Below are 15,754 nucleotides of genomic sequence, written 5' to 3'. Positions count from 1 at the left end.
TGGTCGTTTCGCATGCAGTTTGACTGCACTGTGCGCAGCTCATTGCACAGATTGTGCGCTGCATGAACGCTAGTCCGCGCGCTGGCATTCCACAACGGGAACATATCGGCAAAGTCCCGCTCGGCGCGAAGCGTGTTGCGTAGCTGCGTAAATCTGCCACACTTGCCCTTCGCCGGGAACTTACGGGGGTAAGAGAATGTCGAACAGGTTTACGCAATACATCCTGCTTGCGATGGTCCTTGGCATCGCAATGGGGACGATCGTCTTCAACTACTTTCCTGACAGCCGTGCCGAGATCGCAGCCGACGTCAACCTGATCGCAATGCTGTTCCTGCGCCTGATCAAGATGATCATCGCGCCACTCGTGTTTGCAACCCTCGTCGGCGGCATCGCCCATATGGGAAGCGGCGCCAAGCTCGGGCGCATCTTCGCCAAGACCATGGGCTGGTTCGTTTCCGCCTCGTTCGTTTCGCTGCTGCTCGGCCTCGTGATGGTCAACCTGTTGCAGCCCGGCGCCAATTTCCCCGGCACGCTGCCCGACAAGGCCCAGTCCACCGGCCTGCCGGTCTCGGCCTTCTCGATCGAGAAGTTCCTGACCCATCTGATCCCGACCTCGATCGCGGATGCGATGGCGCAGAACGAGATCCTGCAGATCGTGGTGTTCGCGGTGTTCTTCGCGGTGGCGCTCGGCGCCATGCCTGAGCGCGCCAAGTCGATCATGAGCCTGATCGACGATCTCGCCCACATCATGCTCAAGGTCACGAGCTATGTGATGCTGTTTGCACCGATCGCGGTGTGGGCCGCGATCATGGCGACCGTTTCCAAGAACGGTCTCGGCGTGCTCTGGAAGCTGATCGTCTTCATGGGCGGTTTCTATCTGTCGCTGCTGATCCTGTGGGCCATCCTGGTCGCGGTCGGCTTCGTCGTGATCGGGCCGCGTTACAGCCATCTGCTGCGGCTGATCCGCGAGCCGCTGATGATCGCGTTCTCGACCGCCTCCTCGGAGGCGGCCTATCCGAAGACGCTGGAAGGGCTGAACAGGTTCGGCGCCTCCTCGCGGATCTCGGCCTTCGTGCTGCCGCTCGGTTATTCCTTCAACCTCGACGGCACGATGATGTACTGCACCTTCGCGAGCATCTTCATTGCGCAGACCTACCACATCGAGATGTCGCTCGGCACGCAGTTCGCGATGCTGGCGACGTTGATGATCACCTCGAAGGGCGTGGCCGGCGTGCCGCGCGCTTCGCTGGTGGTGATCGCCTCGACGCTGTCGCAGTTCGGCATCCCCGAGGCCGGGCTGCTGATGATCATGGGCATCGACACCTTCCTCGACATGGGCCGCAGCGCCACCAATGTGATCGGCAACTCGCTGGCCACCTCCGTGGTCGCGAAGTGGGAGGGCGAGCTGAAGGCCGAGCACGAGCTCGGGCCCGACGACGCGGTGCCGCAGGATGCGGTGCCCGGCGCCGTGATGGCCGGTCATTGACGGGAGGGATGCATGCATCGCGCCCGCTGGAGGCCGAAACGGGCTGAGGCGCCTCTACTGTCGACATGCCTGCTGTCAGCATGTCTGCTGGCGGCAAGCCTGCTGATCGGACCGGTGTCCGCACAGCCGGTGGGCGAGGGGCTCAGCCCCACGCTCGCCAACATCAAGGCCACGCACGCGGTGCGGATCGGCTATCGCGAAAGCTCGCCGCCGTTCTCGTTCCTCGATCACTCCAACCGGCCGATCGGCTACAGCCTCGAGCTGTGCGATGCGATCGTCGACGAGATCGCAGCCGAGGTCGACGACGCCAACCTCAAGGTCGACTACGTCAAGGTCACCTCCGACGACCGCATTCCGGCGGTCGTCGACAAGAAGATCGATCTCGAATGCGGATCGACCACGGCGAATGCCGAGCGCGGCAAGCAGGTCGCATTCTCGCCGCTGATGTTCGTGGCCGGCACCAAGCTGATGGTGCCGAAGGCCTCCGGCGTCAACCAGGCCGCCGACTTGAAGGGCAAGACGGTGGTGGTGACCAAGGGCACCACCAACGAGCAGGCGTTGCATAATGTCGACGCCAAGCAACAGCTCGGCCTCAACATCGTGACCGCCGGCGACCATGAGCAGTCCTACCAGATGCTGGTGGACGGCAAGGCGGATGCGTTCGCGACCGACGACATCCTGCTCTACGGCCTGATCGCGCGGCACAAGTCGCAGGACAAGTTCCGCGTCACCGGCGACTATCTGTCCTACGATCCCTACGGCATTATGTACCGCAAGGGCGAGCCGCAGATGAAGGACGTGGTCGAGCGCGCCTTCCGCAAGCTCGCCTCGAACCGTGACATCATCCCGCTCTACAACAAGTGGTTCGTCGCCCGCCTGCCGACCGGCGAGAAGCTCAACGTCGCGCTCTCACCGCAGCTCGAAGACGCCTTCAAGGCGCTCGACGATTCTGCGGGCGGAGCGAACTAGCCTCGAAGTCCGGCCTCTCTCCTTGCGGGAGAGGCCGGATTGCGTTGCAGACGCAATCCGGGTGAGGGCAACCGAACCGTTCCCGAACGGTCCCGACGAACCGCAACCTCGTTTATCGCCAATAGCGATGCGACAAATCCAGGCACTGCCGGACCCAGAATCCGTTCACATGGATCAACTGGCATGTGCTCGGCGGCGGCTCCTTGATGATCGGATATCCGTGGATGTCGATATTCGTCGGGGCGGTGACGCCGCGCCAGAACACGGCGTTAGCGGCCGGAGGATTGAAGGCGGCGACGAACGCCATGATTGCAAGGAAGCTCAAAAGAAGTTTGCGCATAATCTGTATCCGGATCGATTAATGCGCATCAGCGTACTCCCTTGAGCGGGATGAGCAAGCCGCTGAATGGATCAAAATGGCGGCGAGAATTTTGCGGCAAGCTGTACTGCCGCATGCGCGTAGCCGCCGTGGACCGCCATAGAAGCGAGGGCAACGATGCCGACCGCCGCCAGAACAACCATGACCTGGAAGATCGCGCGTCCAAGGATCGCTACCATCAAAACTCCATTGATCCGGCGGGGATCTTGGTTCGAGTTTCCGCGCCGCGATCTCTGGAGCATCATCGGCAGGCGAGATTCCGCTGTTGAAGTCTGCGAACTCGTCGCTTCACCAGCTGGAGCGTTTTCGAGCGAAGTGGATACCGGTTCGCGTGAAGAAAACGCGTCAGAACAAGAGTCTAGAGCCCCGTTCCGATTCAATCGGAACGGGATAGGCTCTAGTGTCGCTCCGCGACAAGCCGATCGACCTGCTGCTTGAGCTCTGCTTCCATCTCGGAAACGATATCGTGCGGCAGGCGAGCGCCAAAGGGATCGCCAAGCGAACCGGTCGTCTCTCGCTCCATCGCCTGATACCGCATGTCATTGGCATCCGGGACCGGGTCTTCGACCCGTCGTCGAGAGGATAGATAGCTGGGCGCGCCAGCCGCCGCGTCGGCTTTGTAGGGTTCAGAAAAATCCTGATCCGACCGTACAGCATTCTTCATCAGCTTTGCCTCCTGGCACGACGTCCTGTCCCCAGGCCCGAACCATCCGGCTCGTCTCTCATCAATGACGCGCCAGCCTCGAATGTTGTTCCGCTCGGAACTTGCAAACGTCCGCCGGAACCCGCCGGTTATCGGAGTCCGGAACCAGAACTTTATGCGTCCCCAGTCATTGAACACTGGGGTTGACCGTTTGGAGGTTGCCATGGGCTACGCGAGGTCAATTCACCAAACCGCTATTGTGGTCGAAGACGACACGATCCAGCGCGACATGATTGCGCTGTTGTTGAAGGAAGGGCATTTCGACGTCATCCAATGCGAAGACGGCGAGACGGCTGCGCTCGCCATCAAGATGCGTCACCCGTCACTGCTGGTCACCGACGTCAAGCTCACGGGCAGAATGAACGGCATCGAACTCGCACAATGGGCGCTGGATTGCGATCCGGGCGTGCGCGTGCTCGTGATCTCGGGCCTGGCGCCGCCCAGCGATCTGCCTGACGGCGTCAAATTTTTTGCCAAACCGGTTTATCCATCCACTCTGCTGCGCGAGCTGGCGTCGTAAGCCCTGGCCGATCGAGACATAGATCCATGCAAGACGATCCCGAAATCGATTGGCACCGCGAGCAGATCACGAGGAATCGTGAACTGCTCGCGGAGTTGCAATCCGGAAATACGGCAGGCGCTGGCGTGTTTCCGGAGACGCAAGCCGAGATCGACCGTCTCACCGCACAGGTCGAGCAATCGGAACTGATCGTCGCTGCCTATGAGAAAGAGCACCCGCGAGAATGATCGGAGGCTCAAGGCGAGCGCGTCGCACGTCGCTTACGCGAACACGGCGTCCAGCGCAGTGTGATACGCCGCCTCGACCAGCGCCGGATGGCGGCGGCCCAGTGCCTCCATCTTCACGCCCGAATTCACTTCCAGCACCTGCCACGCGCCATCAACGTGCACGACGTCGATGGAGGCGAACCGGATGCCGACTGCCTGCGCAGCCTTGATCGCGAGCGCGACGCAAGCGTCGCGTGTCGCAACATCGGTGAGCAGCACCGGCTCGGCGCCGGCATCGAGATTGTGCCGCCAGTTGAGCAGAAGCCGTTCGCCGGCCGGCGGAACGGCGTCGAGCGCGGCGGCATCGAAATCCGCGGAGAGGGCCTTCAGCTGTTCGGCCGGCGCGGTCGCCTGCGCCAGCGCGCGCAGCGAGCGGACGCCGTCGCCAACCACCGACGGCCGTGTCTTGCGGTAGACGATCAGCGCGCGATCATCGAGCAGCACCACGCGAACCTCGTCCTTGATCTCGACGTAAGGCGAGATCGCAAGGCTCGGATGCGCGGCGAGGATGCGGGCGACCGCGGTCTCCAGCTGCGTTCGTGTCGTCACGCGGAAGACGAGCTCGCCGGAGGTCCCCTCGTTGGGCTTGACGACGAGGCCGCGCGGATGCTGGTCGAGCAGAAGCAACATCGTATCCAGCGAGTCCGATCCGGGGATGTGCTTGCTGAGTTTGCTGCCGAGAAACAGGCTGTGCGGAATGGCTGATATGCCGGCCGATGCCAGCACTTCGGCGCAGGCCGATTTGTCGTTGGCGACCTGATGCGCGACCGCGCTGTTCAGCCCGATGTCATAGCCGATCGCAAGCCGCCGCGCGTCGCCCTTGGTCATGATGACCAGCCAGCCGCCGGACCGCACCTCGACGGCAATGGAGTGCGCCAAACAATATTTTTTGATGGTTTCCAGGAAGATTCGCTGGCTGATCAGGACCACGAGATCATTTTCCCTTCGACCTACGGTTTTCGTAGCAATTAATTGCCAGATCGGCGCCGATCTCAGCAAGTAAATTACCTGCAGCACCACGCGTTAACGATGTCGTGGCTGAACCTCTGCGCGAAATCGAACGACTGCCATTCTGAGATCGCAATTGCACGCCAGTTGATCTTGACTATCTCATGCATTGGCGCAATGGAAACGCGAGATCTTCAATGATTTCGGCCACTTCAGCGCCGTCGCGAGCAGTCTAGAAATCAAACCATTCTAAATCTGATCAGTCGAGAAAACGAAAACCCATGAGCGCGTTCTATCGAGAGAAAGTTCTTTCTGTCCAGCACTGGACCGATACGCTTTTCAGCTTCCGAGCCACCCGCGATTCCGGTTTCCGCTTCCAGAATGGCCAGTTTGCCATGATCGGCCTTGAGGTCGATGGCCGGCCGCTGCTGCGCGCCTATTCGATGGCGAGCGCCAATCACGAGGAGGAGCTCGAGTTCTTCTCGATCAAGGTGCAGGACGGCCCGCTCACCTCCAAGCTGCAGAAGATCCGCGAGGGCGACACCATCCTGGTCGGCCGTAAGGCGACCGGCACGCTGATCACCGACAATTTGATCCCCGGCAAGCGGCTGATGCTGCTGTCGACCGGCACCGGCCTTGCGCCGTTCGCGAGCCTGATCAAGGACCCCGAGGTCTACGATCGCTACGATCAGATCCTGCTGGTCCATGGCTGCCGCCAGGTCTCCGAGCTCGCCTATGGCGAGGAGCTGGTCGCCAAGCTGCGCGACGACGAGCTGTTCGGGCCGCTGCTGTCGGAGAAGCTCTCCTACTATCCGACGGTGACGCGCGAGCCGTTCCGCAATCGCGGTCGCATCACCGACCTGATCACCTCGAACCTGCTGTTCACCGACCTGCATCAGGGCCCGCTCGACATCGAGACCGACCGCATCATGATGTGCGGCAGCCCGGCGATGCTGGACGAGCTGAAGCAGCTGTTCGAGACCCGCGGCTTCAAGGAAGGCAGCGGCAACACCCCCGGTCACTTCGTGATCGAGAAGGCGTTCGTCGAGCGCTAGTTGTCGTCCCGGCCAAGCGAAGCGCGAGCCGGGACCCATAACCACCGTTGCTGATTGGACAAAGGCTGGGGCCCCATCGGGCTCCAGCCTTTTTCATTTGTGGTTATGGGTCCTGGCTCCTGTGCGCAATTCCGCACTAGGCCGGGACGACGATGGTGTTTGTGGCGCCGTCCAATCCCCCACTGCTATAACGCCCACCAACGCCGCGCAGCGGTTTCCCGAACGCGGCGATAAGGGAGCAGCACCTTGTCCATCACCGATCCGGATGCGCCGAAGACCGCCTTTGTGTTCGCCGGCGGCGGCAGCTTTGGCGCGGTCCAGGTCGGCATGCTGCAGGCGCTGGCCGCGCATGGCGTCGCCGCCGACATGGTGGTCGGCTCCAGCGTCGGCGCCTTGAATGGTGCGTTCTATGCCGGCGACCCGACGGTCTCGGGCGTGGCGCGGCTGGCCGAGATCTGGCGCGGCCTGAACCGGCAGGACGTGTTTCCGGTGAGCTGGCGGACGCTGGTGGGCTTCCTGTGGCGGCGCGACTTCCTGATCTCGCATGACGGCGTCCGCAAGTTGATCGACGATTACATCCCGTTCCGCAATCTCGAGGACGCGCGGCTCCCGATCCACATCGTCACGACGGACATCATCAGCGGCGACAGCGTGGTGCTGTCGGAGGGCTCGGCGGCCGAAGCGATCGTCGCATCGACCGCGATCCCCGGCGCATTCACGCCGGTACATTACCGCGATCACTACCTCGCCGACGGCGCGATCTCCAGCAACACGCCGGTCCGCGTCGCCGTGAAGCAGGGGGCCAAGCGCCTGATCGTGCTGCCGACCGGGCATGCCTGTGCCAACCAGGCGCCGCCGGTCGGCGCGCTCGCCAATGCGCTGCATGCGCTGACGCTGCTGATCGCGCGGCAGCTCGTCAACGAGCTCGAGAATATCGGTCCCGACGTCGAGTATTTCGTGGTGCCGCCGCTGTGCCCGCTGGTCGGCTCGCCCTACGATTTCTCCCGGACCTCCGATCACATCGCCCGTGCCCTCGACACCACCAACGCGTGGCTCGCCAGCGACGGCCTGAAGGCGGGGCATATCCCCCACGAAATGCGGCCGCACGTCCATTGATGCCGGACAGGGCTCTCTTCCCTGTGAGGCTACATCCTCGTCCACAACTGTCATCGCCCGGCCTGTGCGCAATTGCGCACATGGACCGGGCGATCCAGTACGCCGCGGCTCCTCGATTCAAGCACGGACGTCTCTGGAATACTGGATCACCCGCATGCGCGGGTGATGACACTGCCAGAGGCGTCTGCACGATTTCGGAATAATGGAATAATGCCGGTGAGTTGCCCGACGTGTCAAGTTGCCCGGTCGAACGCCGGCAGCCGCCGGCTACTGTGCATGGGGTTGTTTTCGATATTTTGACAGGGCGCCCCTCGCTCCACTGCGTTGCACTGCAAAAGGCGATTTCGTTTCAATTTGACTGGTGCCGTACCCGCCCATCCGGGCGGTTGTCACATCTGTGACTGCTCGGCCGTATAACCGTAGTGCACTTGTTCCGCGAGTTGGATTAGCTTACGGCCGACGGGGTATTCAAGGCAGACCGGAGGGATTTGATGGATACGATGCTGCTTCCGTTCTCGCCGCGCTTCATCGTGCTGACGATCTGCGCCGTCGTCACCGCGCTCCTGCTGCTGGTCGGGATTTTCGACCACAAGGTCTTCAAGATCGTTGTGGTCCCGCTGGCGATCTTCGGCGCGCTGACATTGCTCGGCATCCGCGACCTGACGCAGAAGAACCATGCGGTGCTGCGCAACTACCCGATTTCGGCGCATGTCCGCTTCCTGCTCGAGGAAATCCGCCCGGAGATGCGGCAATATTTCTTCGAGAGCGAGAAGGACGGCATGCCGTTCTCCCGCGACACCCGCGCGGTGGTCTATCAGCGCGCCAAGATGGTGCTCGACAAGCGGCCGTTCGGCACCCAGGAGGACGTCTATCGCGAGGGCTACGAGTGGATGCACCACTCGGTGGCGCCGAAGCCGCATGCCGACCAGAAATTCCGCATCACCGTCGGCGGCCCCGACTGCACCAAGCCGTATTCGGCCTCGGTCTTCAACATCTCGGCGATGAGCTTCGGCGCGCTCAGCCCGAACGCGGTGCGGGCGCTGAATGCCGGCGCCAAGAAGGGCGGCTTCGCCCACGACACCGGCGAGGGCGGCGTCAGCCCCTATCACCGCGAGATGGGCGGCGACATCATCTGGGAGGTCGGCTCCGGCTATTTCGGCTGCCGCAACCGCGACGGCACCTTCAATCCGGAGCTGTTCGCAAGCGTCGCCGGCGACGACCAGATCAAGATGGTCGAGCTCAAGATCAGCCAGGGCGCCAAGCCCGGCCATGGCGGCGTGCTGCCGGCCGCGAAGGTCTCCGAGGAGATTTCCAAGATCCGGGGCGTGCCGATGGGCGAGGACTGCATCTCGCCGGCCTATCACAAGGCGTTCTCGACGCCGCTGCAGATGATGGAATTCGTGGCGCAGATGCGCAAACTGTCAGGCGGCAAGCCGGCCGGCTTCAAGATGTGCATCGGCCATCCCTGGGAGTTCCTGGCGATCTGCAAGGCGATGAAGGAGAGCGGGCTCTATCCCGACTTCATTGTGGTCGACGGCAATGAAGGCGGCACCGGAGCCGCGCCGCTCGAGTTCATGGACCATCTGGGCATGCCGATGCGCGAGGGCGTCAGTTTCGTCCACAACGCGCTGATCGGCATCGGCGCGCGCGACCGCATCAAGATCGGCGCCTCCGGCAAGATCGCGACCGCTTTCGACCTGGCGCGCGCAATGGCGATCGGGGCCGACTGGTGCAATTCGGCGCGCGGCTTCATGTTCGCGCTCGGCTGCATCCAGTCCCTGAGCTGCCACACCGATCGCTGCCCGACCGGCGTCACCTCGCAGGACCCGATCCGCAACCGCGCGCTCTACGTGCCGGACAAGATCGAGCGCGTGTACAACTACCACCACTCGACCCTGCACGCGCTGACCGAGCTGCTCGCGGCCGCCGGCCTCGAGCACACCAAGGATCTGCGCCCGATCCACTTCTCGCAGCGGAGCTCGACCACCGACGTCCGCACCTTCGCGCAGCTCTATCCGGCGCTGCGCCCGGGCGAACTGCTCGAAGGCACCCAGGATCCCCGCTTCCGCGAAGCCTGGGCAATGGCGCGCGCGGACTCGTTCCAGCCGGCGGGGTAGGGACGAAAACGTCGCGCCCGTAGCCCGGATGGAGCGTAGCGAAATCCGGGGCCGCTCTCTCTGCGGATCGACCGATCCCGGATTACGCTTCGCTCCATCCGGGCTACACTCACGATATACCGCCAGGCACGCCGAACCATTTGGTCAGCGCCTCGGCGAGGCGCAACTGACTCCGGTCTCCGACCCACGCCACGTAGCCGTCGGGCCGGACCAGCACCGCGCCGGGTGCCGGAACCGTTCCGAGGGCGGGAAGCTCCCACGCGCCGGCGTAATCGGCGTCGACCAGCTGAACCCGATCTCCCCATCCCGCGATGTCGAGGCTGCCGGGCTCGCCAAAGTTGAGCAGCGCCGGCCGCGCCTGGTGCAGCAGCGCGAAGACCCGCAGCGGGCCGTTGGTCGTCACCAGATCGAGATCGGGCATGCGGCGTCCGAGCAGCGGATGGCCATCGCCGAGATCGTAGTGCAGGTCCAGGCCGGACATCATCGCGGCGAATTTTCGGCGCGGCTCGTCCATGCGCAGCAGTTCGGAGACGATCTCGTGCAGCGCCTTGCTGCGCGGGTCGGTCCGGCTGAGCGCGACATGCGCCATGGTGTTGCGCAGCACGCGTGCCGCGACCGGATGCCGTTCGGCCTGATAGCTGTCGAGCAGGCCGTCCGGCGATGTCAGCTTGACCACCTGGGCGAGCTTCCAACCCAGGTTCACCGCGTCCTGCACGCCGATATTGAGGCCCTGACCGCCCATCGGCGGATGCACATGGGCGGCATCGCCGGCCAGCAGCACGCGCTGCTTGCGATAGGTCACGGCCTGCCGGGTCATGTCGGTGAAGCGTGATATCCAGACCGGGCTATGGATGCCGAAATCGGTGCCGTACACGGCGACCAGCCTCTCGCTGACGTCACCCAGGGTCGGCTCCCTGTCGGTGCCGAGTTGCCGCTCGGTCAGCACGAGCCGCACCCGTTCACCGTCTTCCACCTTGCCGATGGCATAGATGCCGGCGTCGTCGTGGCGAAAGCCCCATTCCGGCTCGTCCGATATCTCGGCCTCGGCGATCAGCCAGCTCCTGGTCGGATCCCATCCGGCGAATTCGATGCCGGCCGCCTTGCGGACGATGCTGCGGCCGCCGTCGCAGCCGACCAGATACCGTGCGCGGAGCAACTGGCCATCCGACAGCGCGACATCGACGCCATCATCGTCCTGCGTGAAGCCGGTCACGTCGCGCCCGCGATCGATCGGCACCGCCAGTTGTTCGGCCCATTCGCCGAGCACGCGCTCGATATGGTTCTGCCGCAGCCCCAGCGTGAAATTGCGCCGGGTCGGGAAGTCCCTGATCTCAAGCGGAACCAGATGGGAGTGGAACAGCACCGCCGGATGGCGCGTCCCCAGCGCGACGAAGCGGTCGCCGATGCCGCGCTGATCGAGCACCTCGATGGTGCGCGCGTGCAGACCGCCTGCCCGCGCGCCGATCAGGTCCGGATTCTCGCGCCGCTCGACAATCGCAACGTCAACGCCGGCCAGCGCCAACTCGCAAGCCAGCATCAGCCCGGTCGGTCCTCCGCCGGCAATCACCACAGCATGTTCCCGCATCGCGCACTCCTCCGTTCGATTGGGCGCGCGTTCTACGGGATGACCCCGGGCTTGCGGCAAGCCCGGGGGGTCTACATATATTTGAGTGGGGAGAGGGCTTTTGTTGCCCGAACCAATTCAGCCGTCATTGCGAGGAGCGAAGCGACGAAGCAATCCATGCTTCTGCGTGCCCGGAGCTATGGATTGCTTCGCGGCGCTCGCAATGACGGTGAGGCTTCGTAGCCTGGATGCAGTGAAGCGAAATCCGGGGGCCGGTCTATCGACGAGAGAGCAGATCCCGGATTGCGCTGCGCTGCATCCGGGCTACGTGATCGCTCAAAACTCGCCGTGGATGCGGCCGGAGAAGATGTGAACCGGGCCGCGATCGGCGTTGTAGGCGGGGTTGGTGATGAACTGATAGTCCGCGGTCAGCGTCAGGCTCTTGTTCACCTGGTAGGCATAGTAGGTCTCGAAGATCCGCTCCAGACTGTAGTTGAGCGCGCCGTCGCCGATCAAAAGACCCAGGCCGCCGGCGGCGAGGTAGTCGCGATGCGCCGATGACAGCCCGTTGACCGCGCCGCCGATGCCGATCGTGTCGTTCGCCCGGCCCCAATAGCTACCCTTGACCGACACGCCGCCGGAGACGCTGCGGTCGACGTCGGTGAACGACAGGATCTCGTTCCGGCCGTCGTTCCAGCTCAGGCGGCCGAACAGGCCGACATCGGTTGCGATCTGCTGCTCGCCGTTCAGGTAGAAGCCGTATTTGGTGTTGTCCTTGCGGATACCGGCCATCACGTCGTTGATGTCGAGCCCGGGGTTGGCGTCCTCGATCGCGAGCGCCTGGCGATAATTGCCGGTGTTGCCGCGATTGCCGAACACGCCGACGCGCAGCTTGCCGGGTTGATCGAAGATCGAGTAGCGGCCTTCGAATTCCACCACCGCGCCGCCATTGTTGGCGTTGGAGATCAGCACGTCGCTGTTCGGTGCATTGGGCACCTGGAACACGCCGGCGCGCACCGCCCAATCCTTGCGGTTGAGCTCGACCACGGCGCCGCGGGTGTACCCTGGCAGATCGGCCGGGAAGTCGTAGGCGGCGGAGGCCCACATCGCCCAGTTCATGAAGTCGGCGCGTGGGTCCTTGGCGTAGGAATTGCCGTCGAAGAAATCGCCCACCGCAAAGCGGCCGACGATGATCGTGAGGCGGTCGATGTCGCGCTTGCCCGCGATCTGGTTGGGGCCGTCGGGGACGTCTTCCTGCTCGCCGCCGAAGCCGAAGGTCTGCTTGAAGTAGTAGCGCTGCGGCCGGATCTTCGGGAACGCGGCGCCGGCCTTCTGCGCCTCGCCGTTCGAGAAACCGGCCAGGCCGAGCGTGCCGTTGAGGCCGAAGCCCTGCGCCGTCTCCGGATTGAAATAGAACTCGCCGCCTTCCCAGAGCCGCACGCCGAGAAACGCCGTCGTGGTCCAGGTCTGTTGCATTTGCCCCGGGCCCGGAAGGCTGTTGGTGCCGGTATAGGGCGCGCGGAACGACGGATAGCCCTGACCGAGCAGCGTCGTCTGTCCGTGCACGCTCCAGTCGCTGGACTCAGGCAGCGCGGTCCGGGTCGGCGTCGTCGACCAGGGCGAATCGCCGAGCTGGTAGTTCAGGCCGAACTTCAGGAGGTGAATGCGCGGGTCGACGCTGACGCCGGGCATGCCGAAATCGTTGAGACCGAGCGTGCGGCGCGACAGGTCGATGTAGTCGTATTCGACCTTGGCCGTCCAATTGCCGCTCACCGCGAATTCGGCACCGGCGCCGACGGTCCAGCCGGTCTGGTACTGGCCGGGCTGCGAGATCACATTGCCACCGGCATCATTGACCCTGACCTCGGTGTGTCCCCAGGCGAAGCCGCCGGTCACATAGGGCATCCAGGTGCCGAAGCTGTAACCGGCGCGGCCGCGCAGCGTGCCGACATAGTCGATCGACGAATTGAAGGGCCCCGGCACGCGCCGCGGCTGGTCGGTCGGGCCGGTGAAGGTCGCATCCGCCTCGATGCCGAGCACGAAGCGGTTGGCGAATTCCTTGTTGTATCCGGCCTGGAAGCCGCCGATCCCGCCGGTGATCGTGGGCGGGAAGAACACGCCCTGTTCCAGGATCGGATTGGTGCCCGGACCCAGCGTGCCGTCGCCATAGCCGACATGGCCGCCGACATAGAAGCCGGTCCAGCTGTAGACCGCCCTGGCGGCGGGGGACTTGACGGGCAGGTCGGCCGCAGACGCCGGCGTGCCGAATGCTGCCGCACCGAGCGCTGCGCCGGCGGCGATCCGAACCCGGAAGAGACGGACGCAGGTCATGACGCGGCTTTCCGCGAACGGTTGGCGGTTTTGCCCGGCATTGCAGATTTGGCGGCCACTTGCCACCCGAGATTTGAATTCATCGCCCGCCGTCCCCGGTCCGATCCGTGTCGTCCCATCCAACGCCAGATCAGCACCTAGCATCCTCAGCGACTTGTTGCAAGTAATTCGCAATAGCAACTGAGACGCGACGGATACCTCTCCGATTTGCACGCCACTATGACAGTCGCGTAACACCCCGAGGCCGTGGGCCTCATCCGCTGCGATCGCCCGCACATCTGTGGCAAATCGGTCGAGAACCGACCGTTCAATCGAGGCCACCATTGTCTTCGTCCCTTGTCTTGATGAATGCCGGCTGTGAGGTGCTGCCCAGCACGACCCTCGCGCCGGCCCGTTCGACGCATCGCGCCATCGACAGCGCCGTCCGCAGGTCGGCGCCTGAAATCACACGCCGCCGATAGAGCGCGGTGGCGCCGCGCAGGATGGCGCTTGCCAGCCTGAACAACACGATCGCGCCCCATCGTCGGCCGCGGCCGAGTCTCGTCACGCCCCCACCGTGGCGAGCTGGACGATCCGCAGCAGCACGAGCCCGGCGGCGACGACCAGATAGCCGCGCAGCACCAGCATCCAGATCCGGCTCAGCGGGCTGAGCCGTGCCGGCGGCAGCCGGTCGAGCGGCGGCATCCGCCAGGTGTCGCGGTCGAACAGCGGCGGCTTGTGCGTGAAACGGGAGGACGCGCGACCGTGCGACAGCATCTCGTACAGCTTGACCGCCGCGGTGACTGCGAGCGCAAGCAGGCTGCCGCCGACCAGGATGCCGATGATCCATTGCTCGCTGAGATCCGGGAACAGCACCGCGGCGGTCAGGATCACCGACAGCATCACGAGGCCCGCCACCACCGCGCCGGTGAACAGGTTCAGCCTGACAGAGTTGACCCACGGCCCGAGGATGTGGCGGTCGTTGCACAGCAAGAGCAGGAACACGGTCGCGCTCGGCAGCAGCACGCCGGCCAGCGTCTGCACCGCGTTGGTGAGCAGTCCGAGCGGCGTGCCCGGCGTCAGCACCAGCACGGCGGCGAGCACGATCAGCCCGCAATAGACGCCGTAGAAGCCCTTCGCATCCCACGGCTTGCGGTGCAGCGAGTGCTTGACCGCGAACACGTCACCGATCGCATAGGCAGTCGAGAGGGAGACCGCGGCCGCGCCGATGATGCAGGCATCCAGCAGTGCGAGGGCAAACAGCACCGCCGGCAGCCGGCCGGCATATTTCTCGAGTCCGACCGCGGTCCCCAGCGCGTCGGTGTAATTGCCGAATTCGGGCTTTCCGGCGAACACTTCGGCGCAGAACGAGATCATCGCCACGGCGCCGACCACGACCAGCACGATGCCGATGCACAGATCCGTCCGCTCATAGCGGATGAAGCGCGGGGTGATCCGCTTGTCGACGATGTAGCTCTGCTGGAAGAACAATTGCCACGGCGCCACCGTGGTGCCGACGATGGCGACGATCAAAAGCATCACCTCGCTGAGCTTGGCGTCTTGCGGCATCTTCGGCACGAAGAAATCAGCTGCGATCTGCCCGATCGGCGGATGCACCATCAGGATGACGGGCACCAGCAGCAGGCTGCCTGCGACCAGCACGATGCCGAAGCGTTCGAAACGGCGGAAGTCCCCGGTCGAGACCGCCAGCATCACGATAACAGCCGAGGCCAGCACGCCCCAGAACTGCGAGACGCCGAGAAAACGAAGCGCGAATGTGATGCCGATGAACTCGGTGACGATGGTCAGCGCGTTCAGCACCAGCAGGTCGATGACGCTGAAGGCGCCCCAGAACTTGCCGAAGCGCTCGAAGATCAGCCGCGCATGGCCGACGCCGGTCACGGCGCCAAGCCGTACCACCATCTCCTGGTTGACGTAGAGCACGGGAATCAAAAGCAGCAGCGTCCACAGCAGCGTGGTGCCGTAATTCTGACCGGCCTGGGTATAGGTGCCGAATGCGCCGGCATCGTTGTCGCCGACCATCACGATCAGGCCGGGGCCGACGATCGCCAGCAGGGTCTTCAACCGGGCCAGCAAGGTCGCGCGCGGCGCGGTGTCGTCCCGCGCGATGCTGCCGAGCGCGCCGCGGATGTCGCCGGCATGCGCGGTGTCGAGAATGGCGGTTTGGGTGGACTTGGTTTCGGTCATATCGCGTCTCCTCGCCGCCCTTCGGGCACGGCAAGGGACGCGGACCGTCAGGCGCGCACGTCTCCGCTACCGTGAGCAGCGGCATTTCCGGATGTGATGCAGGTCGAGGGTCC

At 64.1% G+C, this 15,754-nt stretch carries 15 protein-coding genes; 7 read left to right on the top strand and 8 right to left on the bottom strand.

All coding sequences use genetic code 11. The features are described from left to right. Positions 1–196: 196 nt before the first annotated feature. Together JQ573_RS29745 and JQ573_RS29740 are read left to right on the top strand one after the other, a co-directional pair. Positions 197–1,486, top strand: coding sequence for a dicarboxylate/amino acid:cation symporter (locus JQ573_RS29745; protein WP_212311842.1), 1,290 nt, complete (start codon positions 197–199; stop codon positions 1,484–1,486). 12 nt (positions 1,487–1,498) lie between these two features. After that, on the top strand, positions 1,499–2,455 hold the full coding sequence (locus tag JQ573_RS29740; protein WP_212311841.1) for an amino acid ABC transporter substrate-binding protein: 957 nt from the start codon (positions 1,499–1,501) through the stop codon (positions 2,453–2,455). Between the two features lie 112 nt (positions 2,456–2,567). On the opposite strand, the gene JQ573_RS29735 is transcribed toward JQ573_RS29740, so the two are convergent. The 3 genes from JQ573_RS29735 to JQ573_RS29725 all read right to left on the bottom strand — a co-directional run bounded on the left by JQ573_RS29735 (position 2,568) and on the right by JQ573_RS29725 (position 3,498). Next, positions 2,568–2,795 carry a hypothetical protein gene (locus JQ573_RS29735; RefSeq protein ID WP_212311840.1) on the bottom strand — a complete coding sequence of 76 codons (228 nt, stop codon included), beginning with the start codon at positions 2,793–2,795 and terminating at the stop codon, positions 2,568–2,570. A gap of 71 nt (positions 2,796–2,866) precedes the next feature. Beyond that, a complete protein-coding gene (locus JQ573_RS29730; protein WP_212311839.1) occupies positions 2,867–3,013 on the bottom strand; it encodes a hypothetical protein in 147 nt (48 codons plus the stop codon). A gap of 218 nt (positions 3,014–3,231) precedes the next feature. Beyond that, positions 3,232–3,498 carry a hypothetical protein gene (locus JQ573_RS29725; RefSeq protein ID WP_212311838.1) on the bottom strand — a complete coding sequence of 89 codons (267 nt, stop codon included), beginning with the start codon at positions 3,496–3,498 and terminating at the stop codon, positions 3,232–3,234. 202 nt (positions 3,499–3,700) lie between these two features. Here JQ573_RS29725 and JQ573_RS29720 point away from each other — a divergent pair, with 202 nt between their 5' ends. Together JQ573_RS29720 and JQ573_RS29715 are read left to right on the top strand one after the other, a co-directional pair. Next, positions 3,701–4,057, top strand: coding sequence for a response regulator (locus JQ573_RS29720; RefSeq protein ID WP_249132508.1), 357 nt, complete (start codon positions 3,701–3,703; stop codon positions 4,055–4,057). Positions 4,058–4,083: 26 nt separating this feature from the next. Further along, a complete protein-coding gene (locus tag JQ573_RS29715; protein WP_212311837.1) occupies positions 4,084–4,284 on the top strand; it encodes a hypothetical protein in 201 nt (66 codons plus the stop codon). Between the two features lie 33 nt (positions 4,285–4,317). Here the strand turns inward: JQ573_RS29715 and JQ573_RS29710 are convergent, their stop codons facing one another. After that, on the bottom strand, positions 4,318–5,253 hold the full coding sequence (locus tag JQ573_RS29710) for a RimK family alpha-L-glutamate ligase (protein ID WP_212311836.1): 936 nt from the start codon (positions 5,251–5,253) through the stop codon (positions 4,318–4,320). Positions 5,254–5,552: 299 nt separating this feature from the next. On the opposite strand from JQ573_RS29710, the gene JQ573_RS29705 reads away from it, so the two are divergent. From JQ573_RS29705 to JQ573_RS29695, 3 genes are all read left to right on the top strand, one after another. After that, positions 5,553–6,326, top strand: a complete 774-nt coding sequence (locus tag JQ573_RS29705) for a ferredoxin--NADP reductase (RefSeq protein ID WP_212311835.1) — start codon at positions 5,553–5,555, stop codon at positions 6,324–6,326. A 246-nt stretch (positions 6,327–6,572) separates the two neighbouring features. Then, complete coding sequence (locus tag JQ573_RS29700; RefSeq protein ID WP_212311834.1) at positions 6,573–7,442, top strand: patatin-like phospholipase family protein; 870 nt, start codon at positions 6,573–6,575, stop codon at positions 7,440–7,442. A 491-nt stretch (positions 7,443–7,933) separates the two neighbouring features. Next, entirely contained in the window at positions 7,934–9,559 is a 1,626-nt protein-coding gene (locus tag JQ573_RS29695) for an FMN-binding glutamate synthase family protein (protein ID WP_212311833.1), read from the top strand. Between the two features lie 109 nt (positions 9,560–9,668). On the opposite strand, the gene JQ573_RS29690 is transcribed toward JQ573_RS29695, so the two are convergent. The 4 genes from JQ573_RS29690 to JQ573_RS29675 all read right to left on the bottom strand — a co-directional run bounded on the left by JQ573_RS29690 (position 9,669) and on the right by JQ573_RS29675 (position 15,641). Then, the gene (locus JQ573_RS29690) at positions 9,669–11,144 is read right to left on the bottom strand and encodes an FAD-dependent monooxygenase (protein WP_212311832.1); all 1,476 of its coding nucleotides are present in this window, start codon (positions 11,142–11,144) and stop codon (positions 9,669–9,671) included. 315 nt (positions 11,145–11,459) lie between these two features. Further along, entirely contained in the window at positions 11,460–13,454 is a 1,995-nt protein-coding gene (locus JQ573_RS29685; protein WP_212311831.1) for a carbohydrate porin, read from the bottom strand. Positions 13,455–13,761: 307 nt separating this feature from the next. Continuing rightward, positions 13,762–14,001 carry a hypothetical protein gene (locus JQ573_RS29680; RefSeq protein ID WP_212311830.1) on the bottom strand — a complete coding sequence of 80 codons (240 nt, stop codon included), beginning with the start codon at positions 13,999–14,001 and terminating at the stop codon, positions 13,762–13,764. Beyond that, positions 13,998–15,641 carry an NRAMP family divalent metal transporter gene (locus JQ573_RS29675; RefSeq protein ID WP_212311829.1) on the bottom strand — a complete coding sequence of 548 codons (1,644 nt, stop codon included), beginning with the start codon at positions 15,639–15,641 and terminating at the stop codon, positions 13,998–14,000. Before JQ573_RS29675 ends, JQ573_RS29680 begins: the two co-directional genes overlap by 4 nt. Between the last annotated feature and the right edge of the window lie 113 nt (positions 15,642–15,754).

It is taken from the genome of Bradyrhizobium sp. AUGA SZCCT0105, assembly GCF_018129565.1.
Classification (GTDB): domain Bacteria; phylum Pseudomonadota; class Alphaproteobacteria; order Rhizobiales; family Xanthobacteraceae; genus Bradyrhizobium.
This window is presented reverse-complemented; position numbering and strand designations above follow the sequence as displayed.